Below are 26,414 nucleotides of genomic sequence, written 5' to 3' on the forward strand. Positions count from 1 at the left end.
GTTTAGGGATATCGACCATGCAATGGATGTTCATGCTTGTGGGCCTGGTGCTCGGCTGGATACTCGACGAGTCGTTCAGCGATGCGTTGCTGGGCGCGCTGCTCGGGCTGGGTATCGGCCAGGCCGTTCACATCGGCAGGCTGGGATCGCAGGCCAACGAGCAACGCCGTCTATTTGAGCAGGCGCAACTTGCACTGCAGGCGGTCGAGCAACGCTTGGCCATGCTGGAATCCACTGGGGTCAAGGCGCCTGAATCCAGCGCAGCCGTTCCAGCTCCTGACATTGATGTCGCTCAAGCCCCCGCCGAAACCCCGGAGCTGATCTGGGAGCTGCCGCCTGACCTTGAACCGGTCGCGACAGCGCAGCCCTTCGACGCCTGGAAATCAGCGCCCGCCAAGCCCTCTGAACCCAACCTCATCGAGCGCGCCATCAACGCTACACGTGCGTGGCTGTTGGGCGGCAATACCGTGCTGCGGGTCGGTGTGCTGCTGTTGTTCCTCGGCCTGGCCTTCCTGCTGCGCTACGCCACCGAGGGCATGGTGGTGCCGATCGAGTTGCGCTACGCCGGTGTCGCGGCTGCTGCATTGGGCTTGCTCGGCCTCGGCTGGTGGCTGCGAACGCGTAACAGCGCTTACGCCTTGATTTTGCAAGGCGCCGGTATCGCCGTGCTGTACCTGACAGTATTTGCCGCCATGCGCCTGCATCCGTTGCTCGATCCCTCGGCGGCGTTTGGCCTGCTGGTGGCGGTGACGGTGTTTTCGGCGATTCTCGCCATTACCCAGGATGCCCTGGGCCTGGCTGCCGCCGCGGCGCTGGGTGGATTCGCCGCGCCCCTGCTGGCGTCCACCGGTGCCGGCAGCCACGTCGCGCTGTTCAGCTACTTCGCCTTGCTCAACGCCGGCATCCTTGTCATCGCCTGGTTCAAGGCCTGGCGCTTGCTGAATGTCATCGGCTTCACCGGCACCTTCAGTATCGGGGTAGCCTGGGGCTTGCGCTCTTATACGCCAGAGTTGCTGTGGAGCACCGAACCGTTCCTGATTCTGTTCTTCGTGATGTACCTGGCCATCGGCTTGTTGTTCACTCGGCGAAAACTGCTGCTAATGAGCGACGCGCCCGAGGATGACGGCCGTGAAGCGCTGTTGCTCTGGTCTGCGCGCAAGGGTGACTACGTTGACGGCACGCTGCTGTTCGGTCCGCCGTTGGTGGGCTTTGGGCTGCAGTTCGCCCTGGTTCAGCATCTGGAATTCGCCGCCGCGTTCAGCGCCTTGGCCTTGGGCCTGATCTATATGGGCCTGGCACGACTGCTGATGCCAGGTCGAGCGTTGCTGCTGGGGGAAACCTGTCTGGCCCTGGGCGTCATCTTCACCAGCCTGGCGATTCCGTTGGGGCTCGATGCGCGCTGGACCACAGCCGCGTGGGCGGTGGAAGGCGCGGGTATCTGCTGGCTCGGCCTGCGTCAGCAACGACCTGTAGCCCGGGCTTTTGCGTTGCTGCTGCAACTGGGGGCGGCGCTGGTATTTCTCAGCGAGTTGGGTCGCGCAGAAACCAGTCTGATCAGCGGCGTGCCTTTGGGCGCGTTGTTGCTCGGCGGCGCGCTGCTGTTCAGTTTTTACCAGTTGCGCAAAGCGTCGCCCGAGCAGACGCAGGCGTGGGAGCGCAAGGGCTTGCCGGTGCTCGCCTGTCTCGGCCTGACGTTCCTGTATCTGCTGGCGCCGCTGTTCTTCTTCAGTCATGGCACGACGATCAGTTGGGCATTGGCCGGATTGGTGACGTTGTGGGTCGGCCTGCGCCTGCCATCACGCACGTTCCTGTTCACCGCGGTTGCCGTACAGCTGCTGGCAGGTGGGTTATTCCTGTTGGCCGGGCCACCCCTCAGTGATGAGCTGCGGCCGTTGGCCCATGGCGGATTCTGGGCGCCGCTGGTGTTGGGGCTGTCTGCGTTGGTCGGGGCCTGGCGATTACAGCTCGGTAACTCCACCAAGTCGCCAGATGGATTGAACGTGCAGCGTTTGTCCCAGGTCGGGCTAGCGTGGGGCGCGGGTTGGTGGGCGCTGGCGTGGCTCAGCGAAGTACTGCGCTTTGCACCCTTGCCGCTGCAAGCGACATTACTGCTGGCTGTCGCGGCCACCAGTGTTGCGTTGTGGGCAGTGTTGGCACTGCGCCTGAAATGGCCGTCGCTCGGGCTGCTCTGCACCTTGCTGATGCCCGCTGCCGCGCTGGTGTTGCTGGCGGCCTGGCACTCGCGGTATCACCCGGCGGCCCATTTCGGTTGGCTGCTGTGGCCGACGGTGTTCGTGGTGCATTTCATTTCCCTGCGGCGCCTGGCGCCGATGCTGCCGGCGCTCGCGCTGGGTGCCGCGCATGTAGTCGGTTGCTGGTTGCTGATCGGTGTGCTGGCCCTGGAGTTGCGTTACGGCCTGCTGCTGTTGTCCGAGCAGTACAACGCCTGGCGCTGGTTGGGTTGGGCGATTCTGCCGGGTTTGTATCTGTTGTTGATGGCGTCCCCGCGTGCCTGGCCTTGGCCGGTATCGGCTTATCCGCGCGAGTACCGCGTGTATACCGCTGCACCGTTGGCACTGTTGATGCTCGGCTGGTTCTGGCTGGCTAACAGCGTCAGTGACGGCACCGCCGAGCCGCTGCCTTACGTGCCGCTGATCAACCCTTTGGAGTTGGGTTTGTTGTTCGCGCTGTTCGGCGTTTATGTGTGGTCGCGTAGCGCCTTGACGCAACTGGCGATTCCCAAGGCCTACGCCGCATACGCCATGCAAGCGGTCACTGGCGTGTCCCTGTTCGCATTTTTCACCGCACTGGTGATGCGCACGGCGCACCATTGGGGCGGTGTGCCGTTCGAGCTCGACGCGCTGCTCGAGTCCATGTTGGTCCAGGCCGGCCTGTCCATCATCTGGACCCTGATGGCGCTGGGTTTGATGATCGGCGGCCATTTGCGTCATCGCCGTGAAGTCTGGTTGATCGGTGCGGCACTGATCGGCGTGGTGGTGGCGAAACTGTTCTTTGTGGAGTTGAGCAACCGTGGCGGGCTGGCGCGGATCGTGTCGTTTATCGGCGTTGGCGTGTTGCTGCTGGTGGTGGGCTATTTCGCCCCGTTGCCGCCCAGGCGCGTCGAAACCGTGGCGGACACCGAGAAACCGGCACCGCAAACCGAAGGAGTGTCGTCTTGAGTCAGAAGTTGAGCCTGGTCTGGTTGGGCGTCGTTGCAATGGGCGTGGTACTGACGGCTATTGCTCAGGAAACACCGGCGGACTTCGCCACGCAAGTGCCGTTGTCCGTGAGTGGTGAAGGTCCATGGTATCGCCTTGAGCTGCCCCTGGCCGTGCAACTGAGTGCTCGGCAGACCGACCTCAGTGATGTGCGCGTATTCAACGCCGCTGGCGAACCGCAAGCCTATGCCCTGTCACGGGCAACCGCGCAAGCTGACGACGATCCCATGCTGACCGACGTCAAATGGTTCCCGCTGTACGACTCGGCGGACGCCACCGGGCATGCCCCGAGCGTTAAGGTGCAATCGAGCGCCAATGGCACTTTGGTCCAGGTGCAGCCCTCCACTGAGCTGGAGGTGGGCGAAGAAGCTTTGCGTGGCTGGCTTCTGGACGCCAGCGCCATCAAGGCCCCGTTGCAGCAGCTGATTCTCGACTGGACCAGTGAGCGTGATGGCTTCCAGCGGTTCAGCATCGAAGCCAGCGACGATTTGCAGCATTGGCAGTCGTGGGGCGAGGGGCAACTGGCGCGATTGACGTTTGCCGATGAGCGGGTCGAGCAGCATGAGGTCAGCCTCCCGGGGCAGTCGGCACGCTATCTGCGTTTGCTGTGGGATATGCCGCAATCGGCGCCGATACTGACATCGGCGCAACTGCAAAGTGTGCGCAATTTGCCGCTGCCGTTGGTCTGGTCCCACGGGTTGGCCGGCAGCAGCGTGAAAGCGGGCGAATACACCTGGCAACTGCCGAGGGTGCTGAACGTCGAGCGTTTGCAGATCGAACTGAGCCAACCCAACAGCCTGGCGCCGGTCATCCTGTCCGGTCGTCGCGACAGCACCTTGCCGTGGCAACCGTTGAGCAGTGGCTTGCTCTATCGCCTGACCCAAGGTGGCGAGGACGTGGTGCAAAACGAATTGCAGGTGCCGGGGCAGGCCGTGCAGCAGTTGAAACTGACGGTGGACGAGCGCGGCGGTGGCCTCGGCGCGCAGGCGCCAACGGTGAAGTTCGCCGTGCGCGCGACGCAATTGGTGTTTCTGGCGCGCGGACCTGGGCCCTATACGCTGGTGCTGGGCAATGCGACGGTGAAGGCGGCGAGTCTGCCGTTGTCGACGTTGATCCCCGATTACAGCCCGGCAAAGCTGGCGACGTTGGGCCGGGCGTCGGTGGATGGCGGGGTGTCGGTTACCCCGGTGTCTACAGGGCCGGTATCGACGGGCTCCGACTGGAAGAAATTCGGCCTGTGGGCGGTGCTGCTGCTCAGTGTTTTGTTTCTGGCGACGATGGCCTTCAGTCTGCTGCGCAAGCCGCCCGCCAATCCCTGAGAATGGCTGGCGCTGCGCGCCAGTTCGCGAGCAAGCCCGCTCCCACACGGGATCTGCTTCGTGACATGGATTATGTGTGCGCTACAGATCAAATGTGGGAGATTCTATGTTTGGGGGGAAGCCCCCAAGACTGGATTTGGCTGATACTCGCTCTGGTTCTTCATCAGGGCGAACGCCACTCGTGCCAGCTTTCGAGCCAGGATGACCAGCACTTGAGTCGTCTTTAATCCTCGCTCCAGATAGCGTTCGTAAAATGGCTTCCAGGTCTTCGAGCGACTGGCAGCCATCGCGGCGTTATGCAGCAGACGCCGTATTTCTGAGTCACCTTTCTTGGTCAGCTTTCGACGTCCGTTCATCTGCCCCGAATCAGAGACTCTCAAATCCATTCCAAGAAACGCGATATAGGCGTCACCACTGGCGAAGTCGCCACGTTGAAATGCCATCGTCAGTGCGGTGGCGGTAAGAAAACCGACCCCCTCTACGGCCTGGCAGCGTTTGACTTGATCCAACAGACCCGCCTCTTTGACGACTTCCAACAGCTTCTTCTGGATGAGTAAATCCAATCGACCCATGGCAGCTATCTGTTGTTTGAATGCCGCTTTCAGCAGCGGCTCGTCGTTCCAGCTTTGAGTCAGGCTGACACGCGCCTGGACCAATGTCGCTCGTCTTCGAAGCAGGCTTTGAAGCTTGGTATAGACCTTCGGCGGCGGGCTCCAAGGACGTAGCTCTTCCTCTTCGTTCTTCAAGTAACGCGCCAGTAAACGCGCGTCGCTGGCATCTGTTTTGGCGCGGCCACCCACTCCTTTGCGGTAGTTACTCAAACGGAAACCGTCGATGACATAGACGACATGTCCCATTGCATGAGCCAGCTCAACCGTATCCAGGTGATAGATATTGGTGGCTTCAATCGCGATGGCGCTGTTTGCAGGTAACGTTTTCAGCCACTTTGTAAGAGACGGTTTATCGTTTGACACGGGCAACAGCAGATCCGTGTCGGCCTGATAGACCACCACTTCGGCCTTGGCGACATCCACTCCGACTACAGAACGCGAGACACTCATTGCCACAAAGAAAGCTCCGGGTTAGGGTTTAAAGGCTTGTCGGGGCTTCACCATTGCGCTGGCTTGCTTCTATCGTCGGTCATGGCCGATGCATTCCTTATCGGCGCTTTGGTGAAGGGGTGGGGCGAAGTCTCCCACGGTCTGTACTGGCTAGAGTCAGATGCTGGCTTTTAGTCCCACCACCCCTACAAGTCTAAACATACAAGCGGGCTTGCTCGCGAATGCGGTCTGCCGGCAGCCAAAAAATAGCGAAACCTGTGACCCATCAAAGGCTCACATTCATCCCATTTCCTACTACGCTGAACCCCGCGCATGAACTCTCTTCGGTCGATCACGTCTGATAGGAGGAAATGCGCCCCGACTCGCGTTAAACTGCCCGGGTTTTTAGTCCCCCATTCCACCGGAGCCTTCCATGTCCCGCGTTACCTTGAGTCGCTATTTGATTGAGCAGACCCGCAGCAACAACACTCCTGCCGATCTGCGCTTCCTGATCGAAGTGGTGGCGCGTGCCTGCAAGGAGATCAACCACGCCGTATCCAAAGGCGCCCTGGGTGGCGTTCTGGGCAGCATGGGCACCGAAAACGTCCAGGGCGAAGTGCAGAAGAAGCTCGACGTGATCTCTAACGAGATCCTGCTCGAAGCCAACGAATGGGGCGGTCACCTGGCCGGCATGGCGTCCGAAGAAATGGACAATGCCTACCAGATCCCGGGCAAATACCCGAAAGGCGCCTACCTGCTGGTATTCGACCCGCTGGACGGTTCGTCGAATATCGACATCAACGCCCCGGTCGGCACCATCTTCTCGGTACTGCGTTGCCCGAACGAATACCTGAGCCAGAACGAGCCCTTGAATGAAAAGGCTTTCCTGCAGCCAGGCACCCAGCAAGTGGCCGCCGGTTACGCGATCTACGGTCCACAGACCATGTTGATCCTGACCCTGGGCGACGGCGTGAAAGGTTTCACCCTGGACCGTGAAATGGGCAGTTTCGTCCTGACCCACGAGAACATCACCATTCCTGAAGCCACCCAGGAATTCGCCATCAACGCCTCCAACCAGCGTCACTGGGAAGCCCCGGTACAGCGCTACGTCGGCGAATTGCTGGCAGGCGATGAAGGCCCGCTGAAAAAGAACTACAACATGCGTTGGGTCGCCGCGATGGTTGCGGACGTGCACCGCATCCTGACCCGTGGCGGTCTGTTCATGTACCCGCGCGACAGCCGCGAGCCCTCCAAGCCGGGCAAACTGCGCCTGATGTACGAGGCCAACCCGATGTCGTTCCTGGTGGAACAAGCGGGCGGCGCGTCCACCGACGGCCACCAGCGCATTCTCGACATCCAGCCTGAAGGCCTGCACCAGCGCGTAGCGGTGTTCCTCGGCTCGAAAGAAGAAGTCGCACGCGTGACGGCCTACCACAAGGAATAAACCATGGACGCGCCCTGGCAGCCGTTGCTCGATTGGTGGTTCGGTACAGCCGAAACAGCCAGGGCAATCGCGGCTGACAAGGGCAAGTTGTGGTTCGGCAAGCGTGACAGCCAGGACCTCGAGGCGCGTGAGCGTTTCGGGGCCCAGGTCGAGCAGGCACTGACCGGCGGATTGACCGAGTGGATGCAACGTCCCGAAGGTTGGCTGGCACTGGTGCTGTTGCTCGATCAACTCCCGCGGATGATCTTTCGCGACTCCCCCAAAGCCTTTTCCGGTGACCTGCGGGCCCAGAAACTGGTCGCCCAAGGCATTGCCGCGGATTTTGATCGGCAGTTAACACCCATTCAGCGAGTGTTCATCTACCTGGTGTTCGAACACAGCGAGAACCTCGCGGTGCAGAACGAAGGGGTCTCGCGCTACATCGACCTGGTGGCGCAGCAGCCTGAGACTGATCGGGCCTTGTTTGCCGATTACCTGGATTTTGCCGAGCGGCATCAGAAGGTGATTGCGCAGTTTGGACGGTTTCCCCATCGCAATGCGGTGTTGGGGCGCGAGAGTACGGCTGAGGAATTGGTGTTTCTTTCGAAACCCGGGTCGCGCTTCTAAACGCTGCCTACGGATTGTCTTGAAGCAGCCGCTTCATCAGTAATGCTGACAGACTTTTTCGCGTATCGGCAATGATATGGACGAAGACTGTCTGTTCGCGAACCTCATAAATGGCTCTGTTCATTCCTGAGAGGATATGTCGATACTGGCTGAGATTCAGCTTCTCGATTTCTTCCGCTATCGACCCTGAATAGGGTTGCTCCCCCAAATGGCGGATGGCCGCCTTCAGGCTGGAGTAAGTGCTTTGCCAGGCTTGGCTTGAGAAATTTTTAACGAGATAGGCACGAAGTTCTTTCAAGTCTGTTTCGGCGGACTGAAGAATGACGACCTTTAAACTCATTGGTGGTCAGCCCTGTCCAGGTCGGCGAAAACATCCTCGGCCTCGCGAAACTTGCCTTCTTCAATTTCACGATTGCCCATCGCCAGAAGCTTTAACAGGGCCATTGTGTCTTCCTGCTCTTCAAAGCTTTTTACGTCCATGACGACAAGCTTCGCTTCACCGTTTTGGGTGATCACCAATGGCTCGCGGCTTTCTGTGAGTGTTTTGACGATTTCCGCGGTATGACTTTTCAAATAGCTGATGGGCTTGATTTGAGATGAAAACTTCATGGCGGGGCTCCCGTCAAAATGAGTAAGACCGAGTTTAGTCTTAATTCAGTCTTGTGTCAGTGTGGGCTGACCGATGATTTATCAGCGTTACGGATGTTGCCTTCGCTGGCAAGCCAGCTCCTACAGGGATCTTTGTCGCACCGCCGATCACTGTAGGAGCTGGCTTGCCAGCGAAGGGACCGGTGATAGTGACTTAGATCCTGAAACTACCCACCAACTGTTTAAGCCGCGCCGCCTGCTGCTCAAGATCGGCACACGCGCGCAAGGTCGACTGCAGGTTCTCCACGCCTTCCTGGTTCAGCGTATTGATCTCGGTAATGTCGACGTTGATCGACTCCACCACGGCCGTCTGCTCTTCCGTCGCCGTCGCCACGGATTGGTTCATGCCATCGATCTCGCCGATGCGCTGGGTCACGCTGCCCAGGCGCTCGCCAGCCTGGTTGGCGATGCCGACGCTGCTTTCGCTCTGGCGCTGGCTGTCGGTCATGATGGTGACCGCTTCCCGGGCGCCGACTTGCAGTTCCTCGATCATCTTCTGCACTTGCTGTGCCGAGTCCTGGGTGCGGTGGGCGAGGTTGCGCACTTCGTCGGCAACCACCGCAAATCCACGTCCGGCCTCACCGGCACGAGCGGCTTCGATCGCGGCATTGAGCGCCAGCAGGTTGGTCTGCTGGGAGATGCTGGTGATTACTTCCAGAATCTGCCCGATGTTGACGGTGTTGCTGTTGAGCGTCTCGATGTTGCCGCACGAGTCGCTGATCTTGGCCGACAGCTGGTGCATGGCCGAAATGGTTTTATCCACAACCTGCTGACCCTCTTCGGCCAACGCGCGCGCATCGCTCGAATGCTGCGAGGCGAGGGCGGCGTTCTGGGCGATTTCCTGGGCGGCGGCACCGAGCTCGTTGATCGCCGCAGCCACACTACTGGTGCGCGAGGCTTGCTGGTCGGAGTTGAACATCGACGAGTTGGAGGCGGCGACAACGCGCAGGGCCACTTCGTTGACCTGGCCCGTGGCCGAAGACACTTCGCTGATCGAGGTGTGGATGCGTTCGACGAAACGGTTGAACGACAGCCCCAGTGCGCCGAATTCGTCATGGCCATGGATGGCCAGGCGTTTGGTCAGGTCGCCTTCGCCTTCGGCGATGTCGTGCATGGCACGGCCCATGGTCAGCAGCGGCTGCATCAGGAAGCTGATCAGCATGCCCAGCAAGGTGATGATGATCAGCACTGCAATCACCATGGCGATGATTGCCGAGGTGCGGAATTCGCTCAGCATCGAGAACGCGGTGTCCTGATCCAGCACCAGTGCCACGTACCAGTCTGCCGACGGCACACCGTTGACGTGGGTGAAGGAGATGAACTGGCTTTTGCCGTCGATCTCGACTTCTTTCATGCCCGGGCTGACTTTCGGCGCTCCGTTGGGGTAAGCATCGCTCAGGTTCTTGAGCACCCATTTGCTGTCCGGGTGAATCAGGATCTTGCCGTCGGCGCCCACGATGAAGGCATGGCCGTGGCCGCCGAAGTTCAGCGAGTTGATGATTGCACTGACGCTGGACAGGTCGATGTCGGCGCCAGCAACGCCGATCATCTGGCCCTGGCGCTGGACCGGCGTTGCCACCGTGATCACCAGTTTGCCGGAGGAGGCGGCGATGTAGGGTTCAGTGACGATGGTCTGTTGCGCGGTGTTGGCCGCTTTGTACCAGCCGCGGGTGCGCGGGTCGTAGTCTGACGCGCGATTGCCCGCAGGGACGGAGAACATCACGCCATCTGTGCCACCGAAGTAACTCAGCTGGAAGTTGCCGGTGTAGGCGGGCAGGTCGATGACCCGTTTCAGGCTGGCGGGGGCATTGCCGTCGGCGCTGACCTGCTGGGCCATTGATTGCAGCAACTGCATGCGGCTTTCCAGCCAGGTCTGGATGTTGCTGGTGGTCAGGCTGCCCAGTTCCTGTATCGAAGCTTCGGTGCTGCTACGCAAGGTCTGGCGCTGGCGATAGTCGTTGAACAGGATGAAACAAGCGAATGCGACGGCCACCACGAGGGCGGCAGCCAACAGGATCTTGTGGCTGAATTTCATGTTTCTGGTCATTGGATGGGCTACCGCAGGAGATCGGGTCGACAAAAGGGGGGCAAAGGCCACGGACGTGGCTTTGCGTTGCTTGTATGTCGACTGAGCGGCGCCAAAGATTAGGCACTTTGAGCAAAAAACGACGAAATACCCGACAGCCATACGAAGCGGCTGATAATTCGCGCAAAGGTAGACGAGCGGCCTGACAAATAGCCCGTCGGGCAGGGAACCAGACAGGGGTTTTCTCTTCTAAGGTTCAGCTTGGCAGTCATGCCAATCCCTTCGTCCGTGGAGTTTTACATGTCGCTGCGATCCATCGCCCTGCTGTCGTTTTGCGTGTTGCTGGCTGCGTGCAGCAAGGTCAACCAGGAAAACTACTCGAAGCTGTCGTCAGGAATGGCCAAGGCCGAGGTTGAGTCCCTGTTGGGCAAACCCGCCGATTGCTCAGGCGCGCTCGGCATGTCCAGTTGCACATGGGGCGACAAGAATAGCTTTATCAGCGTGCAGTTCGCCGGTGACAAAGTGTTGATGTTTTCCGGCCAAGGCCTGAAGTAAACCGGGGCCACGCGCCCACGGGAGAAAAACAATGAAGCGGTTATTGATCATGCTTTTTGCCGGCCTGGTGTTGGCCGGCTGTGCCAGTTCTGGCCAGGATCCGTTGGCGCCCAAGACCGTCAACAGTGTCAATCTCAAGCGCTACCAGGGGACCTGGTACGAGCTGGCGCGAATGCCGATGTACTTCCAGCGCGATTGCGCGCAATCCGAAGCCCATTACACGCTCAAGCCTGACGGTAACGTCGCGGTGTTGAATCGCTGCCTGACGGCGCAGTGGCAATGGGAAGAGGTCAAGGGCACGGCGTACCCGCAAGTACCAGGCAAGAGCGACAAGTTGTGGGTCGAGTTCGATACCTGGTTTTCCAGGCTGATTCCGGGCGTGGCGAAGGGTCAATACTGGGTGTTGTACGTCAGCGATGACTACAAGACCGCCATCGTCGGCGACCCGAGCCGTCGTTACCTGTGGCTGTTGTCGCGCACCCCGACCGTCAATGGCGTAGTGCGTGAAGAATTGCTGAGCAAGGCGCGTCAGCAGGGTTATGACACCACGCGGCTGATCTGGCGGGCGTCGGATACGCAGATGGCCAAGACCTCGAACTAAAAAGATCGCAGCCTGCGGCAGCTCCTACAGGGTAAACATCAAGCCCATGTAGGAGCTGCCGCAGGCTGCGATCTTTTGCTTTTAGCCGAGCAAATCGCGCAGTACTTGGGTGAAGGCGCGATTGCTTTCCTCTTCCCCGGCATGCCGCCCGTCACGCACGACCCACTGGCCATTGACCAGCACATCGCGCACCTGGCGATCGCCACCGGCAAACAACCAACGATTGAGAATCCCGTCGCCACTGGCGGTCGCCAGGTACGGATCGTTGCCGTCCAGCACCAGCCAATCGGCACGCTTGCCGACTTCCAGTGCACCGATCGGTTGCCCCAGCGCCTGGGCGCCGCCGTCCAGCGCCGCATCAAACAGCGTGCGGCCGACCATCGGCTGGTCCGCGCCATACAGGCGGTTGCGCCTTTGATCACGCAGGCGCTGGCCGTATTCCAGCCAGCGCAACTCTTCGACCACGCTCAGAGACACATGGCTGTCGGAACCGATGCCCATGCGCCCGCCCTGGGCGAGAAAATCCACCGCCGGGAAAATTCCGTCGCCGAGGTTGGCTTCGGTGGTCAGACACAGGCCGGCGATGGCGCGGCTCTTGGCCATCGACGTGACCTCTTCCGGGTTGGCGTGGGTGGCGTGCACCAGGCACCAGCGCTGGTCGACTTCGACGTTTTCGTACAGCCATTGCAACGGACGACGACCGCTCCAGCTCAGGCAGTCGTCGACTTCTTTCTGCTGCTCGGCAATGTGGATGTGCACCGGGCATTGCTTGTCGCTGGCCGCCAGCACTTCGCTGATCTGTTGCGGCGTGACCGCGCGCAATGAGTGGAAACACAAACCCAGGGACTGAGCCGGTTGCTGCGCTAGCAACGGTTGCAGGCGCGATTGCAGTTTGAGGTAGTTTTCAGTGCTGTTGATAAAACGGCGCTGGCCGTCATTTGGCGTTTGACCGCCGAAACCGGCGTGGCTGTAGAGCACGGGAAGCAGGGTCAGACCGATACCCGCAGAACTGGCCGCCTGGCTGATCCGCAGGGCCAGTTCGGCCGGATCAGCATAAGGCTGGCCATCGATGTCGTGATGCACATAGTGAAATTCCGCCACCGAGGTATAACCGGCCTTGAGCATTTCGATGTACAGCTGGCGGGCAATGACGCCCAATTGCTCGGGACTGATTTTTCCGACGAGGCGATACATCAAGTCGCGCCAGGTCCAGAAACTGTCGTTCGGATTGCCTGCCACTTCCGCCAGCCCGGCCATGGCCCGCTGGAACGCGTGGGAGTGCAGATTCGGCATGCCCGGTAGCAGTGGACCGCCCAACCGTTCGGCGTCATCTGCATGAGAATCGGCCTGGATATGGGTCAAGACGCCGTCGGCGCTGACCTCAAGACGTACATTGTTGGCCCATCCGTTAGGCAGCAGCGCGCGTTCGGCAAAGAAGGCGGACATGGTTCAGCACCCCATCGTGTGTTATTTGTATATACATATACAGACGTTTGCCTGCCCGGTAAACTCCGGCAAGCTAGCGACATCAACCAAACGACCAAGGATTAACCGTGCCGACTCCGCCTCCAGTCTCTCCGTTGGCCGCGAACATGGGCGACAGTCCGGCGCCCCTGTACGCTCGCGTCAAACAGATGATCACCCAGCAAATCGACAGCGGTAACTGGCCGCCGCACTACCGCGTTCCGTCGGAAAGCGAGCTGGTCAGCCAGCTGGGTTTCAGCCGCATGACCATCAACCGCGCCTTGCGCGAAATGACCGCCGACGGTCTGTTGGTGCGCATGCAGGGTGTCGGCACCTTCGTTGCCGAGCCGAAGAGCCAGTCCGCCCTGTTCGAAGTGCACAACATCGCCGACGAAATCGCCTCCCGTGGCCATCGCCACACCTGCAAGGTGATCACCCTTGAAGAAGAAGCTGCGGGCTCCGAGCGCGCCCTGGCGCTGGACATGCGCGAAGGCCAGAAGGTTTTCCACTCGCTGATCGTGCATTTCGAAAACGATATCCCGGTGCAAATCGAAGACCGTTTCGTCAACGCGCTGGTGGCGCCTGAGTACCTCAAGCAGGATTTCACCCTGCAAACGCCCTACGCCTACCTGAACCAGGTCGCGCCGCTGACCGAAGGCGAGCACGTGGTCGAGGCGATCCTGGCCGAGCCGTCCGAATGCAAGTTGCTGCAAATTGAAAAAGGCGAGCCGTGCCTGCTGATCCGTCGCCGCACCTGGTCTGGTCGTCAGCCGGTGACCGCCGCTCGCTTGATCCACCCTGGTTCCCGTCATCGTCTGGAAGGTCGGTTCCACAAATGAATGATCTGAAAGTTTTACGCGCCGAAGATTACCCGCGCATGCCGTGGAAGAACGGCGGCGGCAGCACCGAAGAAATTACCCGCGATGCCGGTACCGGCCTGGATGGGTTCGGCTGGCGCTTGTCGATTGCCGATATCGGCGAGTCGGGCGGGTTTTCCACCTTTGCCGGTTACGAGCGGGTGATCACCGTTTTGCAGGGTGACGGCATGACCCTGACGGTGGATGGCCGGGACGCTCGGCCACTGTTACCGCTGGACCCGTTTGCCTTCAGTGGTGAAAGCAAGGTGTCCTGCACATTGCTGGGTGGGCCAATTCGCGATTTCAACCTCATTTATGCCCCGCAACGTTACGCGGCGCGGTTGCAGTGGTTGAGCGGTGAGCAGCGGTTTTTCAGCGAGGCTGGGACTGTGCTGGTGTTCAGTGTCAGTGATGCGCTGGAAGTGAAGACCGGTAACACCGTCTCGCAGCTTGGTCGGCATGATTGTCTGCAGCTCGACGGTAACGCCGGGCTGCTGGAAGTATCCAGCAATGGCGCCTGCTGCGTGATCGAACTGACAACGCGCTGATCCCCTCGCAGGAGCGAGCTTGCTCGCGAAAAACCCAAGGACGTCGCGGAGCATCTGGTTTTACGCGTTATCGTTCAAGACCATCGCGAGCAAGCTCGCTCCTACAGGCGGGAGGGCTTGCTCGCGATGTCGTTTCCCCTCTCGGATTACGTTTCCCACAGCGCACCACTTTGTTACCGAACGCCCCAGCGTGGCGCAAAACCTCGCTCAAGTAACAAAATCCTCTCGCCACAAAAATCCCCCCAGAAAAATTTCATCCACGCCAGAACCCTTATTCCAGGCGCCCTCCAGCCCTTTCAGAATTTTTCTTGAATGCTCATCCAACAAGTTGGCCGCTTGATTGCATATGCTTGTATGTACAAGTAAAGACGTATGCGTATGAGTCACGAGGACTCAACCATCGTCCACTGATTTGCCGGTGTGCACTGATGCCCATTGGCTTGCTCGCCCACTGCCTGGGTTGGTTTTTGGATTGATTGCTGAGGAGTTCTTTTCGTGACTAAATTTCGTGACGTTGAAATCCGCGCTGCCCGCGGTAACAAGCTGACCGCCAAGAGCTGGCTGACCGAAGCGCCGCTGCGCATGCTGATGAACAACCTCGACCCGGAAGTCGCCGAGAACCCTAAAGAACTGGTGGTTTACGGTGGTATCGGTCGTGCGGCACGTAACTGGGAGTGCTACGACAAGATCGTCGAAAGCCTGACCAACCTGAACGACGACGAGACCCTGCTGGTGCAATCCGGCAAGCCGGTCGGCGTGTTCAAGACCCACGCCAACGCCCCGCGCGTACTGATCGCCAACTCCAACCTGGTGCCACACTGGGCGAGCTGGGAACACTTCAACGAACTCGACGCCAAGGGCCTGGCCATGTACGGCCAGATGACCGCCGGCAGCTGGATCTACATCGGCAGCCAGGGCATCGTCCAGGGCACCTACGAAACCTTCGTCGAAGCCGGTCGCCAGCACTACAACGATGACCTCAAAGGCAAGTGGGTACTGACCGCTGGCCTGGGTGGCATGGGCGGCGCGCAGCCTCTGGCAGCAACCCTGGCCGGTGCCTGCTCGCTGAACATCGAATGCCAGCAGGTCAGCATCGATTTCCGCCTGAAAAGCCGCTATGTCGACGAGCAAGCCAAAGACCTCGACGACGCGCTGGCTCGCATCGCCAAGTACACCGCTGAAGGCAAGGCGATCTCCATCGCGCTGCTGGGCAACGCGGCAGAAATCCTGCCGGAACTGGTCAAGCGCGGCGTGCGCCCGGACATGGTCACCGACCAGACCAGCGCCCACGACCCGCTCAACGGCTACCTGCCAGCCGGCTGGACCTGGGAGCAGTACCGCGCTCGTGCCCAGACCGAACCTGCTGCTGTGATCAAGGCCGCCAAGCAATCGATGGCCGTGCACGTCAAAGCGATGTTGGACTTCCAGAAAATGGGCGTACCGACCTTCGACTACGGCAACAACATCCGCCAGATGGCGCAAGAAGAAGGCGTGGAAAACGCATTCGACTTCCCGGGCTTCGTACCGGCCTACATCCGCCCACTGTTCTGCCGTGGCATCGGTCCGTTCCGCTGGGCGGCGCTGTCGGGTAACGCTGAAGACATCTACAAGACCGACGCCAAGGTCAAGGAACTGATCCCGGACGACGCCCACCTGCACAACTGGCTGGACATGGCCCGCGAGCGCATCAGCTTCCAGGGTCTGCCGGCACGTATCTGCTGGGTTGGCCTGGGCCTGCGCGCCAAGCTGGGCCTGGCGTTCAACGAAATGGTGCGCAGCGGCGAGCTGTCCGCGCCAATCGTGATCGGTCGCGACCACCTGGACTCAGGTTCCGTAGCGAGCCCGAACCGCGAAACCGAAGCGATGCAGGACGGTTCCGACGCCGTCTCCGACTGGCCACTGCTCAACGCCCTGCTCAACACCGCGAGCGGCGCGACCTGGGTTTCCCTGCACCACGGCGGCGGCGTCGGAATGGGCTTCTCCCAGCACTCGGGCATGGTGATTGTCTGCGACGGTACCGATGAAGCGGCCGAGCGTATCGCTCGCGTGTTGCACAACGACCCGGCGACCGGCGTGATGCGCCATGCCGATGCCGGTTACCAGATCGCGATCGACTGCGCCAGGGAGCAGGGGCTGAACCTGCCGATGATTACCGGTCAATAAAAAACCGGCCTTGGCCGACGCAAACCTGTAGGAGCTGGCTTGCCAGCGAATGACGCACCCAAGTGTGTCAGGAAAGATGCCTTCGCGAGCAAGCTCGCTCCTACAGGGGATCACCAACCCAGAATAACAATCCACAGAGGTTGAATCATGGCTGTCAGCAGCGAACGTGCAGGCAACAAACCGTTGATCGAGAAGCGCTCGATCGACTACATCCCGGAGGCGGAAAGACACGGTCGTCTGTTTAGCCAGTTCACCCTGTGGATGGGTGCCAACCTGCAAATCACCGCGATTGTCACCGGGGCCCTGGCCGTGGTGCTCGGCGGTGATGTGTTCTGGTCGTTGATCGGTCTGTTGATCGGCCAACTGATCGGTGGCGGCGTCATGGCGCTGCATGCGGCGCAAGGGCCCAAGCTGGGCCTGCCGCAGATGATCTCCAGCCGTGTGCAGTTCGGCGTGTATGGCGCGGCGATCCCGATCGTGCTGGTGTGCCTGATGTACCTGGGCTTCACCGCAACGGGGACCGTGCTTTCCGGCCAGGCGCTGGGCCAGTTGTTTGGCGTCAGCGACACCGTCGGTATCCTTCTTTTCGCCAGTGTCATCGTGCTGGTCACAGTGCTCGGTTACCGGGTGATCCATTGGATCGGCCGTGTTGCCAGTGTCGTTGGCGTGATCGCCTTTGTGTATCTGTTCAGCCGTCTGATCAGCCAGGTTGATGTTGGCGCGCTGTTGCAGATCCGCCACTTCAGCTGGAGCAGTTTCCTGCTCGCGGTGTCGCTCGCGGCATCCTGGCAGATCGCCTTCGGCCCTTATGTGGCTGACTACTCTCGCTACCTGCCGAGCAAGGTTTCCTCGGTGAAAACCTTTTTCGCCGCAGGCGCAGGTTCGGTGATTGGTGCACAGGTGGCGATGGTCCTCGGCGTGTTCGCTGCCGCTTCGGCCAACGGCCAATTCGCCGGCCACGAAGTGGCCTACATCGTTGGCCTGGGTGGTACCGGTGCCACCGCTGCGCTGCTGTACTTCAGCATCGCGTTCGGCAAGGTCACCATTTCCACGCTGAACTCCTACGGCAGCTTCATGTGCATTGCGACCATCATCAGCGGCTTCCAGGGTGACCTGAAAGTATCGCGCTTGCAGCGCCTACTCTTCGTGCTGGTCATCGTCGGTGCTGCGACCCTGATGGCGTTGCTTGGCCAGCACTCGTTCCTCGGTGCGTTCAAGTCCTTCATCCTGTTCCTGCTGGCGTTCTTTACGCCATGGAGCGCGATCAACCTGGTGGACTACTACTGCATCACCCGCGAGCGCTATGACGTGCCAGCGCTGTCCGATCCGAACGGTCGCTATGGCCGTTGGAACGCCCTCGGTATCAGCGTCTATGTTTTCGGTGTGCTGGTGCAGCTGCCGTTCATCTCCACCAAGTTCTACACCGGTCCGCTGGTGGCGGCCCTGGGCGATGTGGATATTTCCTGGATCATCGGCCTGGTGGTTCCCGCAGCCCTGTATTACGTGTGTGCGAAAAAATGGCACGGCTCAGTGCCCGATCATTTGATCCTGCCGGTCGAGCAGGTCGTGGTCACCGAACAAAAGCAGACTGTCGGTCGCGCTGCGGCGCAGGCCTGATTGGACGTGGACAGGGCTGGATGCCTCTTGACTGCCGTAAGCCAATTCATGATTAGGAGCGTCACTACAATGAAATCGAACAAGACCCTGCTGACCACATTGCTATCCATGGGCCTGCTGGCCAGCGCCGGTGCCACTCAGGCAGCGGGCTGGTGCGAGTCTGGCAAACCGGTGAAATTCGCCGGCCTGAACTGGGAAAGCGCCATGTTGCTGACCGACGTGATGCAACTGGTGTTGGAAAAAGGCTACGACTGCAAGACCGACAGCCTGCCAGGCAACTCCATCACCATGGAAAACGCCTTGGGCAGCAACGACATCCAGGTGTTTGCCGAAGAGTGGGTGGGCCGCAGCGAGGTCTGGAACAAGGCCGAGAAGGCTGGCAAGGTCGTCGGTGTCGGTGCTCCGGTCGTCGGCGCGGTCGAAGGCTGGTACGTGCCGCGCTATGTGATCGAAGGCGATGCCAAGCGTAAGCTGGAAGCCAAGACCCCGGACCTGAAGAACATTGCCGACCTGGGCAAATACGCGGCGGTGTTCAAGGACGCCGAAGAACCCTCCAAAGGGCGTTTCTACAACTGCCCGGCCGGCTGGACCTGTGAGCTGGACAACAGCGAAATGCTGAAAAGCTACGGCCTGGAAAGCACCTACACCAACTTCCGCCCAGGCACCGGCCCGGCACTCGATGCCGCCGTGCTGTCTAGCTACAAGCGTGGCGAGCCGATCCTGTTCTACTACTGGTCGCCGACGCCGCTGATGGGCCAGGTCGACGTGGTGAAGCTGGAAGAGAAACCAGGCGTGAACAAGACCGTGACCATCAAGGTCGGCCTGTCCAAGACCTTCCACGACGAAGCGCCGGAACTGGTGGCCGTGCTGGAAAAGGTCAACGTGCCAATCGACCTGCTGAACCAGAACCTGGCCCGCATGACCAAAGAGCGGATCGAGTCGCCAAAACTGGCCAAGATCTTCTTGAAGGAACATCCTGAAGTCTGGCACGCATGGGTGAGCGAAGACGCAGCCAAGAAAATCGACGCGGCCTTGTAGGTTGGGCTTCTCCGGCTGCCGACGACGGCAGTCGGATGCTTGATCGCAACCCCTTGATTGAGAGTCTCTTATGTTTCCCGAAAGCTTTACCTTTTCCATCGCCGACTGGGTCAACGGTTGGGTCGATTCGCTGGTCACCAACTACGGCGACGTGTTCCGGCACATCTCCGACACCCTGTTGTGGGCCATCGTCAATCTCGAAAGCCTGCTGCGCGCAGCGCCCTGGTGGCTGATGCTGGCCATCGTGGCGGGCGTGGCCTGGCACGCGACCCGCAAGGTCGTGACCACCGCCGTGATCGTCGGCCTGCTGTTCCTGGTGGGCGCGGTCGGCCTCTGGGACAAGCTGATGCAGACCCTGGCGCTGATGATGGTGGCCACGGTCATCTCGGTGCTGATCGGCGTGCCGCTGGGCATTCTCTCGGCCCGCAGCAATCGCCTGCGTTCGGTGCTGATGCCGTTGCTGGACATCATGCAGACCATGCCGAGCTTTGTGTACCTGATCCCGGTACTGATGCTGTTCGGCCTGGGCAAGGTCCCGGCGATCTTCGCCACCGTGATCTACGCGGCGCCGCCGCTGATCCGCCTGACCGACCTGGGGATTCGCCAGGTTGACGGCGAGGTGATGGAAGCGATCAACGCCTTCGGTGCCAACCGTTGGCAGCAACTGTTCGGCGTGCAATTGCCGCTGGCCCTGCCGAGCATCATGGCGGGGATCAACCAGACCACCATGATGGCCCTGTCGATGGTGGTGATCGCCTCGATGATCGGTGCCCGTGGCCTGGGCGAAGACGTGCTGGTGGGGATTCAGACCCTCAACGTCGGACGCGGCCTCGAAGCCGGTCTGGCGATCGTGATTCTGGCCGTCGTGATCGACCGCATTACACAGGCGTACGGTCGTGCACGGCATGAGGTGAGCAAATGAACAACGCAACCGTGAGCAAGATCGAAGTCAAGAACGTCTTCAAGATTTTCGGCAACCGTTCCAAGGAAGCGCTGGCCATGGTCGGCCAGGGCAAGACCAAGGATCAGGTGCTGGCTGAAACCGGCTGCGTGGTCGGCGTGAACGATTTGTCCCTGAGCATCGGCAGCGGCGAGATCTTCGTGATCATGGGCCTGTCGGGTTCCGGCAAATCCACTCTGGTGCGCCACTTCAACCGCCTGATCGACCCGACCAGCGGCGCGATCCTGGTGGACGGCGTGGACATCCTGCAATACGACATGGAAGCCTTGCGCGAATTTCGTCGTCGCAAGATCAGCATGGTGTTCCAGAGCTTCGGCCTGTTGCCGCACAAGAGCGTGCTGGACAACGTCGCCTACGGCTTGAAGATCCGCGGCGAGAGCAAGCAGATGTGCGCCGAGCGCGCGCTGCACTGGATCAACACCGTGGGCCTCAAGGGCTACGAAAACAAATACCCGCACCAGCTTTCCGGCGGCATGCGTCAGCGTGTGGGACTGGCCCGTGCGTTGGCGGCGGACACCGACATCATCCTGATGGACGAAGCCTTCAGTGCCCTCGACCCGCTGATTCGCGCCGAGATGCAGGACCAGTTGCTGGAACTGCAAAAGACCCTGCACAAGACCATCGTCTTCATCACCCACGACCTCGACGAGGCCGTGCGCATCGGCAACCGCATCGCGATTCTCAAGGATGGCCGCCTGATCCAGGTCGGCACGCCGAAAGAGATCCTGCATTCGCCGGCGGATGAGTATGTCGACCGCTTTGTGCAGCGTCGGGCGGCGGTGGTTTAAAGATTTGCGGTGAATGTGCTGGCCTCTTCGCTGGCAAGCCAGCTCCTACAAGGTGTACGCAATCCCCTGTAGGAGCTGGCTTGCCAGCGAAGGCGGCGGTGAAGCTGCATCAATATTTGGATGAGGTTGAAGATGTCCCAGGCTGAAAAAATCGTTATCACCGAGAAGCAGGTCACCTGGCAGGACGTGGTCGCCGTCGCCCGTCATGGCGCGCAACTCGAGCTGTCGGCGCCGATCTGGTCGCGGATTGAAAACGCCCAGGCCATCGTCCAGCGCATCGTCAGCAGCGGCGAGCGCGCCTATGGCATCAACACCGGGCTGGGCGCACTGTGCAACGTTTCGTTGCAGGACGAGCAGCTCAGCCAGTTGTCGCGCAACACCTTGCTCAGCCACGCCTGTGGCGTCGGCGCGCCGCTGAGCAACGAGCAGACCCGCTCGATCATGTGCGCCGCCGTCGTCAACTACAGCCACGGCAAGTCCGGCCTGCACCGCCAGGTAGTCGAGGCGCTGCTGGCGTTGCTCAACCGTGGCATCACCCCGCAAGTGCCATCCCAGGGCTCCGTGGGCTACCTGACCCACATGGCCCACATTGGTATCGCTTTGCTGGGTGTCGGCAATGTCAGCTATCGCGGGCAGATCGTTTGCGCGCAGCAGGCCCTGGCCGAAGAAGGGCTGCAACCGGTCAAGCTGGGCGCCAAGGATGGTCTGTGCCTGGTCAACGGTACGCCATGCATGACCGGCCTGAGCTGCCTGGCTATTGCCGATGCCACGCACCTGCTGGAATGGGCCGATGTGATCGGTGCCATGAGCTTCGAGGCCCAGCGCGGGCAGATCGACGCGTTCGATGCCGAAATCATCGCGCTCAAGCCGCACCCGGGCATGCAGCAGGTCGGCATCAACCTGCGTGCGTTGCTCGACGGCAGCGAAGTGATTGCCCAGAGCAAGGGCATTCGCACACAGGATGCCTTGAGCATTCGATCGATTCCGCAGGTGCACGGTGCTGCTCGCGACCAGTTGCTGCACGCGACCCGGCAGATCGAAACCGAACTCAACAGCGCCACCGACAACCCGCTGGTGCTGGGCACCGCGGACAACTACCGCGTCGTTTCCCAGGCTAACCCGCACGGCCAGTCCGTGGCGCTGGCGGCAGACCTGCTGGCCATCGCCATGGCCGAAATCGGCTCCATCGCCGAGCGTCGTCTCGACCGTTTGATCAACCCGCATGTCAGCGGTCTGCCGGCGTTTCTGGTGGCCAACCCGGGCGTGAACTCCGGGATGATGATCGTGCAATACGTCGCTGCCTCGCTGTGTGCAGAAAACCGCCAACTGGCGCAACCGGCGGTACTCGACAACTACGTCACCTCTGGCCTGCAGGAAGATCACCTGAGCCTGGGCACCAACGCCGCGCTGAAGCTGCATCGTGCCCTGGAAAACTGCACACAGATCCTCGCCATCGAGTACCTGCTGGCAGCCCAGGCGTTCGAGTTCCTGAAAGAACAGCGTTTCGGCGCTGGCACCGATGCGGCGTGGCGTCTGCTGCGTCAGCGCGTCCCGGCTTACGATCAGGACCGTTGGCTGGCGCCGGACATCGCTGCCGCTGCTGGGGTTTTGAAAGAACCGAATTTGCTGCGCAAGGCTTTGCCGAACCTGAACTGATTTCTAAATAAGCCAGCGTGCCAAGGCGCCAGCCCCCCAAAAGGTGGGAAGCGACGGACAACGGACATCTCCGGAGCGTCTGGTTAGTTAATAAAAACTCTCAAAAGGAGAATGAATGTGACTGCGCTTAATTTGATCCCTGGCCAACTGACCCTCGCCCAACTGCGTGACGTGTATCAGCAACCGGTGAAACTGACCCTCGACAACAGCGCCGCGGCCCAGATCGAAGCCAGCGTTGCCTGCGTGGAACAGATTCTCGCCGAGAACCGCACCGCCTACGGCATCAACACCGGTTTCGGCCTGCTGGCCTCGACCCGCATCGCCAGCGAAGACCTGGAAAACCTGCAACGCTCGCTGGTGCTGTCCCACGCGGCCGGTGTCGGCCAGCCGATCAGCGACGACCTGGTGCGCCTGATCATGGTGCTCAAGGTCAACAGCCTGAGCCGTGGTTTCTCCGGTATCCGCCGGGTAGTCATCGATGCGCTGATCGCCCTGATCAACGCCGAGGTTTACCCGCACATACCGCTTAAAGGTTCGGTGGGTGCCTCCGGTGACCTGGCGCCTCTGGCCCACATGTCGCTGGTGCTGCTGGGTGAAGGCAAGGCTCGCTACAAAGGCGAGTGGATGGAAGCCACCGAAGCGCTGAAAGTTGCTGGTCTGACCCCGCTGACCCTGGCGGCGAAAGAAGGCCTGGCGCTGCTCAACGGCACTCAGGTTTCCACCGCGTTTGCCCTGCGTGGCCTGTTCGAAGGCGAAGACCTGTTCGCCGGTGCCTTGGCACTGGGTGGCCTGACCGTTGAAGCGGTGTTGGGCTCGCGCTCGCCGTTCGACGCACGTATCCATGCTGCCCGTGGCCAGAAAGGCCAGATCGACGCCGCTGCCGCTTACCGCGACCTGCTGGGCGAGCGCAGTGAGGTCTCCGACTCTCATGAAAACTGCGAGAAGGTCCAGGACCCGTACTCCCTGCGCTGCCAGCCGCAAGTCATGGGCGCGTGCCTGACCCAGTTCCGTCAGGCCGCCGAAGTGCTGGCCATCGAAGCCAACGCCGTATCGGACAACCCGCTGGTATTTGCCGCTGAAGGCGACGTGATTTCCGGCGGTAACTTCCACGCCGAACCGGTGGCCATGGCTGCTGACAACATGGCCCTGGCCATCGCTGAAATCGGCTCCCTGAGCGAGCGCCGTATCTCGCTGATGATGGACAAGCACATGTCGCAACTGCCGCCGTTCCTGGTGGCTAACGGTGGCGTGAACTCCGGCTTCATGATCGCCCAGGTGACCGCCGCGGCACTGGCCAGCGAAAACAAGGCGCTGTCCCATCCGCATTCGGTGGACAGCCTGCCGACTTCCGCCAACCAGGAAGACCACGTATCGATGGCTCCTGCGGCTGGCAAGCGTCTGTGGGAAATGGCCGAGAACACCCGTGGGATTCTCGCCGTTGAATGGCTGGCGGCAGTGCAGGGCCTGGACTTGCGCAACGGCCTGAAGAGCTCGCCGAAACTGGAAAAGGCCCGGGCGATTCTGCGTAACGAAGTGCCGTTCTATGAGAAGGACCGTTTCTTTGCGCCGGACATCAACGCTGCGAGCGAGTTGCTGGCTTCGCGTTGCTTGAACGAGTTGGTATCGGCGAAGTTGCTTCCTAGCCTGTAAGGGCCTCTTCGCGAGCAAGCCCGCTCCCACAGGAGAACGCATTCCAATGTGGGAGCGGGCTTGCTCGCGAATCGATTTTGAATAACACGAGGATTTGGGATGAAAACCCTCTGGCAACACTGCCACGTCGCAACCATGGCGCAAGGCGTCTACTCGATCATCGAGGACGCGGCCATCGTGACGTCCGGTGCGCTCATCGAGTGGGTCGGCCCGCGCGCTGAACTGCCGGCGGGCGAATACCCGGCGGTCAATGATTTGAACGGGGCCTGGGTCACGCCAGGCCTGATCGACTGCCACACCCACACGGTGTTCGGCGGAAACCGCAGCGGTGAATTCGAGCAGCGCCTGCAAGGCGTCAGCTACGCGGAAATCGCCGCCAGCGGCGGCGGCATCGCCAGCACCGTGCGTGCCACTCGCGCGGCCAGCGAAGACGAGCTGTTCGCCAGCGCCGCCAAGCGTCTGAAAAGCCTGATGCGCGATGGCGTCACCAGCATCGAGATCAAATCCGGATACGGCCTCGACCTCGCCAACGAACGCAAGATGCTGCGCGTGGCTCGTCGCCTTGGCGCCGAACTGCCGGTCAGCGTGCGCAGCACCTGCCTGGCGGCTCACGCCTTGCCACCGGAATATGCCGATCGCGCCGACGATTACATCGATCACATCTGCAGCGACATGCTCCCGGCCCTGGCCGCCGAAGGGCTGGTGGACGCGGTGGATGCGTTCTGCGAATACCTGGCGTTTTCCCCTGCCCAGGTCGAGCGCGTATTCATCACCGCCCAGGAACTGGGCCTGCCGGTGAAGCTGCACGCCGAGCAACTCTCGTCACTGCACGGCTCGAGCCTGGCGGCGCGCTACCACGCACTGTCGGCCGATCATCTGGAATTCATGACTGAAGACGACGCCATCGCCATGGCCAGGTCCGGCACAGTGGCGGTGTTGCTGCCCGGTGCCTTCTACTTCCTGCGCGAGACCCAGTTGCCGCCGATGGAGGCCTTGCGCAAGCACGGCGTGAAAATCGCCATCGCCACCGACCTCAACCCCGGCACCTCGCCGGCGCTGTCGTTGCGCTTGATGCTGAACATGGCCTGCACCTGTTTCCGCATGACCCCGGAAGAGGCCCTGGCTGGCGCGACCCTCCATGCCGCGACCGCGTTGGGCATGGCTGACACCCACGGTTCGCTTGAGGCCGGCAAGGTTGCGGATTTCGTTGCCTGGCACATCGATCGCCCGGCCGACCTGTGCTACTGGCTGGGCGGAGACCTGGAAAAACGCGTCGTGCGCCACGGCGTCGAATCAAGTCTGTAGGAGATCTGTTGTGGATAAGGTTCTGAACTTCAAACAAGGCCGCGTACCGCTGCTGATCAGCATGCCCCACGCCGGCGTGCGCCTGACCCCGGCGGTCGAAGCGGGATTGATCCCTGACGCGAAAAGCCTGCCGGACACCGACTGGCATATCCCGAAGCTCTACGATTTCGCCGCCGAGCTGGGTGCCAGCACCCTGGCCGCCGAGTATTCGCGATTCGTCATCGACCTGAACCGGCCGTCCGACGACAAGCCTTTGTATGTGGGCGCCACCACCGGTCTGTACCCGGCGACACTGTTCGACGGCATCCCGTTGTTCCGCGAAGGCCTTGAGCCCTCTGCCGATGAACGTGCAACCTACCTGGAGCAGATCTGGACGCCGTACCACAGCACCTTGCAGAACGAGCTGGCGCGACTGAAAGCCGAGTTCGGCTACGCGCTGTTGTTCGATGCGCACTCGATCCGCTCGATCATCCCGCACCTGTTCGACGGCAAGCTGCCGGACTTCAACCTCGGTACCTTCAATGGCGCCAGTTGCGATCCGCAGCTGGCCTCGCAGCTGGAAGCTATCTGCGCCGGTCATCCGGATTACAGCCATGTGTTGAACGGACGCTTCAAAGGCGGCCACATCACCCGACATTACGGTAATCCGGCAGAAAATATTCACGCCGTGCAACTGGAGCTGGGGCAGTGCACGTACATGGAAGAGTTCGAGCCGTTCCGTTATCGGCCGGACCTGGCGGAGCCGACGCGGGTGGTATTGAAAGAGTTGTTACAAGGTTTGCTCGCGTGGGGTAAGGAACGCTACAAACGCTGAATGCCAACGCAATTCCCCGGTAGGAGCTGCCGGCTGCGATCTTTTGATCTTGAAAAATCAGAATCAAAGATCGCAGCCTGCGGCAGCTCCTACAGG

At 60.8% G+C, this 26,414-nt stretch carries 22 protein-coding genes and 1 pseudogene; 17 read left to right on the forward strand and 6 right to left on the reverse strand.

Annotated elements, in window-relative coordinates; all coding sequences use genetic code 11:
• Window positions 1–17: 17 nt before the first annotated feature.
• Entirely contained in the window at window positions 18–3,179 is a 3,162-nt protein-coding gene (locus DKB71_RS02245; RefSeq protein ID WP_408599509.1) for a DUF2339 domain-containing protein, read from the forward strand.
• Complete coding sequence (locus tag DKB71_RS02250; protein WP_408599510.1) at window positions 3,176–4,537, forward strand: DUF3999 domain-containing protein; 1,362 nt, start codon at window positions 3,176–3,178, stop codon at window positions 4,535–4,537. Before DKB71_RS02245 ends, DKB71_RS02250 begins: the two co-directional genes overlap by 4 nt.
• Before the next feature lie 104 nt (window positions 4,538–4,641).
• Here the strand turns inward: DKB71_RS02250 and DKB71_RS02255 are convergent, their stop codons facing one another.
• Window positions 4,642–5,604, reverse strand: coding sequence for an IS110 family transposase (locus tag DKB71_RS02255; RefSeq protein WP_408597243.1), 963 nt, complete (start codon window positions 5,602–5,604; stop codon window positions 4,642–4,644).
• A gap of 406 nt (window positions 5,605–6,010) precedes the next feature.
• On the opposite strand from DKB71_RS02255, the gene DKB71_RS02260 reads away from it, so the two are divergent.
• Both DKB71_RS02260 and DKB71_RS02265 read left to right on the forward strand, forming a co-directional pair.
• Window positions 6,011–7,021, forward strand: a complete 1,011-nt coding sequence (locus DKB71_RS02260) for a class 1 fructose-bisphosphatase (RefSeq protein WP_015093094.1) — start codon at window positions 6,011–6,013, stop codon at window positions 7,019–7,021.
• A gap of 3 nt (window positions 7,022–7,024) precedes the next feature.
• Window positions 7,025–7,627, forward strand: a complete 603-nt coding sequence (locus DKB71_RS02265) for a DUF924 family protein (RefSeq protein WP_274075168.1) — start codon at window positions 7,025–7,027, stop codon at window positions 7,625–7,627.
• A 7-nt stretch (window positions 7,628–7,634) separates the two neighbouring features.
• Here the strand turns inward: DKB71_RS02265 and DKB71_RS02270 are convergent, their stop codons facing one another.
• From DKB71_RS02270 to DKB71_RS02285, 4 genes and pseudogenes are all read right to left on the reverse strand, one after another.
• On the reverse strand, window positions 7,635–7,967 hold the full coding sequence (locus DKB71_RS02270; RefSeq protein ID WP_408599511.1) for a type II toxin-antitoxin system RelE/ParE family toxin: 333 nt from the start codon (window positions 7,965–7,967) through the stop codon (window positions 7,635–7,637).
• Complete coding sequence (locus DKB71_RS02275; protein WP_408599512.1) at window positions 7,964–8,236, reverse strand: type II toxin-antitoxin system Phd/YefM family antitoxin; 273 nt, start codon at window positions 8,234–8,236, stop codon at window positions 7,964–7,966. Before DKB71_RS02275 ends, DKB71_RS02270 begins: the two co-directional genes overlap by 4 nt.
• Before the next feature lie 193 nt (window positions 8,237–8,429).
• Window positions 8,430–9,194 carry a methyl-accepting chemotaxis protein gene (locus DKB71_RS02280; protein WP_408601054.1) on the reverse strand — a complete coding sequence of 255 codons (765 nt, stop codon included), beginning with the start codon at window positions 9,192–9,194 and terminating at the stop codon, window positions 8,430–8,432.
• Window positions 9,195–9,287: 93 nt separating this feature from the next.
• Window positions 9,288–10,463, reverse strand: a pseudogene (locus DKB71_RS02285) (cache domain-containing protein); the annotation flags it as partial.
• 138 nt (window positions 10,464–10,601) lie between these two features.
• Here DKB71_RS02285 and DKB71_RS02290 point away from each other — a divergent pair.
• Together DKB71_RS02290 and DKB71_RS02295 are read left to right on the forward strand one after the other, a co-directional pair.
• The gene (locus DKB71_RS02290; protein ID WP_046815262.1) at window positions 10,602–10,856 is read left to right on the forward strand and encodes a lipoprotein; all 255 of its coding nucleotides are present in this window, start codon (window positions 10,602–10,604) and stop codon (window positions 10,854–10,856) included.
• A 31-nt stretch (window positions 10,857–10,887) separates the two neighbouring features.
• A complete protein-coding gene (locus DKB71_RS02295) occupies window positions 10,888–11,457 on the forward strand; it encodes a lipocalin family protein (RefSeq protein WP_274075170.1) in 570 nt (189 codons plus the stop codon).
• A gap of 81 nt (window positions 11,458–11,538) precedes the next feature.
• On the opposite strand, the gene DKB71_RS02300 is transcribed toward DKB71_RS02295, so the two are convergent.
• Complete coding sequence (locus tag DKB71_RS02300; RefSeq protein WP_408599513.1) at window positions 11,539–12,903, reverse strand: formimidoylglutamate deiminase; 1,365 nt, start codon at window positions 12,901–12,903, stop codon at window positions 11,539–11,541.
• 146 nt (window positions 12,904–13,049) lie between these two features.
• On the opposite strand from DKB71_RS02300, the gene hutC reads away from it, so the two are divergent.
• The 11 genes from hutC to hutG all read left to right on the forward strand — a co-directional run bounded on the left by hutC (window position 13,050) and on the right by hutG (window position 26,318).
• Window positions 13,050–13,760, forward strand: coding sequence for a histidine utilization repressor (hutC, locus tag DKB71_RS02305; protein WP_170948611.1), 711 nt, complete (start codon window positions 13,050–13,052; stop codon window positions 13,758–13,760).
• Window positions 13,757–14,326, forward strand: a complete 570-nt coding sequence (locus DKB71_RS02310; RefSeq protein WP_408599514.1) for a HutD family protein — start codon at window positions 13,757–13,759, stop codon at window positions 14,324–14,326. The genes hutC and DKB71_RS02310 overlap by 4 nt, the downstream gene beginning before the upstream one ends.
• Window positions 14,327–14,821: 495 nt before the next feature.
• Window positions 14,822–16,489 carry a urocanate hydratase gene (gene hutU, locus DKB71_RS02315; protein WP_408599515.1) on the forward strand — a complete coding sequence of 556 codons (1,668 nt, stop codon included), beginning with the start codon at window positions 14,822–14,824 and terminating at the stop codon, window positions 16,487–16,489.
• A gap of 147 nt (window positions 16,490–16,636) precedes the next feature.
• Complete coding sequence (locus DKB71_RS02320; protein WP_408599516.1) at window positions 16,637–18,106, forward strand: purine-cytosine permease family protein; 1,470 nt, start codon at window positions 16,637–16,639, stop codon at window positions 18,104–18,106.
• A gap of 69 nt (window positions 18,107–18,175) precedes the next feature.
• A complete protein-coding gene (locus DKB71_RS02325) occupies window positions 18,176–19,144 on the forward strand; it encodes an ABC transporter substrate-binding protein (protein WP_408599517.1) in 969 nt (322 codons plus the stop codon).
• A gap of 70 nt (window positions 19,145–19,214) precedes the next feature.
• A complete protein-coding gene (locus DKB71_RS02330) occupies window positions 19,215–20,066 on the forward strand; it encodes a proline/glycine betaine ABC transporter permease (RefSeq protein ID WP_007989253.1) in 852 nt (283 codons plus the stop codon).
• Entirely contained in the window at window positions 20,063–20,893 is an 831-nt protein-coding gene (locus DKB71_RS02335; protein ID WP_052760638.1) for a glycine betaine/L-proline ABC transporter ATP-binding protein, read from the forward strand. The genes DKB71_RS02330 and DKB71_RS02335 overlap by 4 nt, the downstream gene beginning before the upstream one ends.
• Window positions 20,894–21,025: 132 nt before the next feature.
• Window positions 21,026–22,549 carry a histidine ammonia-lyase gene (gene hutH / locus DKB71_RS02340; RefSeq protein ID WP_408599518.1) on the forward strand — a complete coding sequence of 508 codons (1,524 nt, stop codon included), beginning with the start codon at window positions 21,026–21,028 and terminating at the stop codon, window positions 22,547–22,549.
• A 111-nt stretch (window positions 22,550–22,660) separates the two neighbouring features.
• Window positions 22,661–24,199, forward strand: coding sequence for a histidine ammonia-lyase (gene hutH, locus DKB71_RS02345; protein WP_408599519.1), 1,539 nt, complete (start codon window positions 22,661–22,663; stop codon window positions 24,197–24,199).
• Window positions 24,200–24,298: 99 nt separating this feature from the next.
• Window positions 24,299–25,504 (forward strand): imidazolonepropionase, encoded by a 1,206-nt coding sequence (gene hutI, locus DKB71_RS02350; RefSeq protein WP_408599520.1) that lies wholly within the window; start codon window positions 24,299–24,301, stop codon window positions 25,502–25,504.
• A gap of 10 nt (window positions 25,505–25,514) precedes the next feature.
• On the forward strand, window positions 25,515–26,318 hold the full coding sequence (gene hutG, locus DKB71_RS02355; protein WP_274076125.1) for an N-formylglutamate deformylase: 804 nt from the start codon (window positions 25,515–25,517) through the stop codon (window positions 26,316–26,318).
• Window positions 26,319–26,414: the final 96 nt, after the last annotated feature.

The sequence above is a fragment of the Pseudomonas sp. PLMAX genome, from assembly GCF_046042685.1.
GTDB classification, from domain to species: domain Bacteria; phylum Pseudomonadota; class Gammaproteobacteria; order Pseudomonadales; family Pseudomonadaceae; genus Aquipseudomonas; species Aquipseudomonas putida_AE.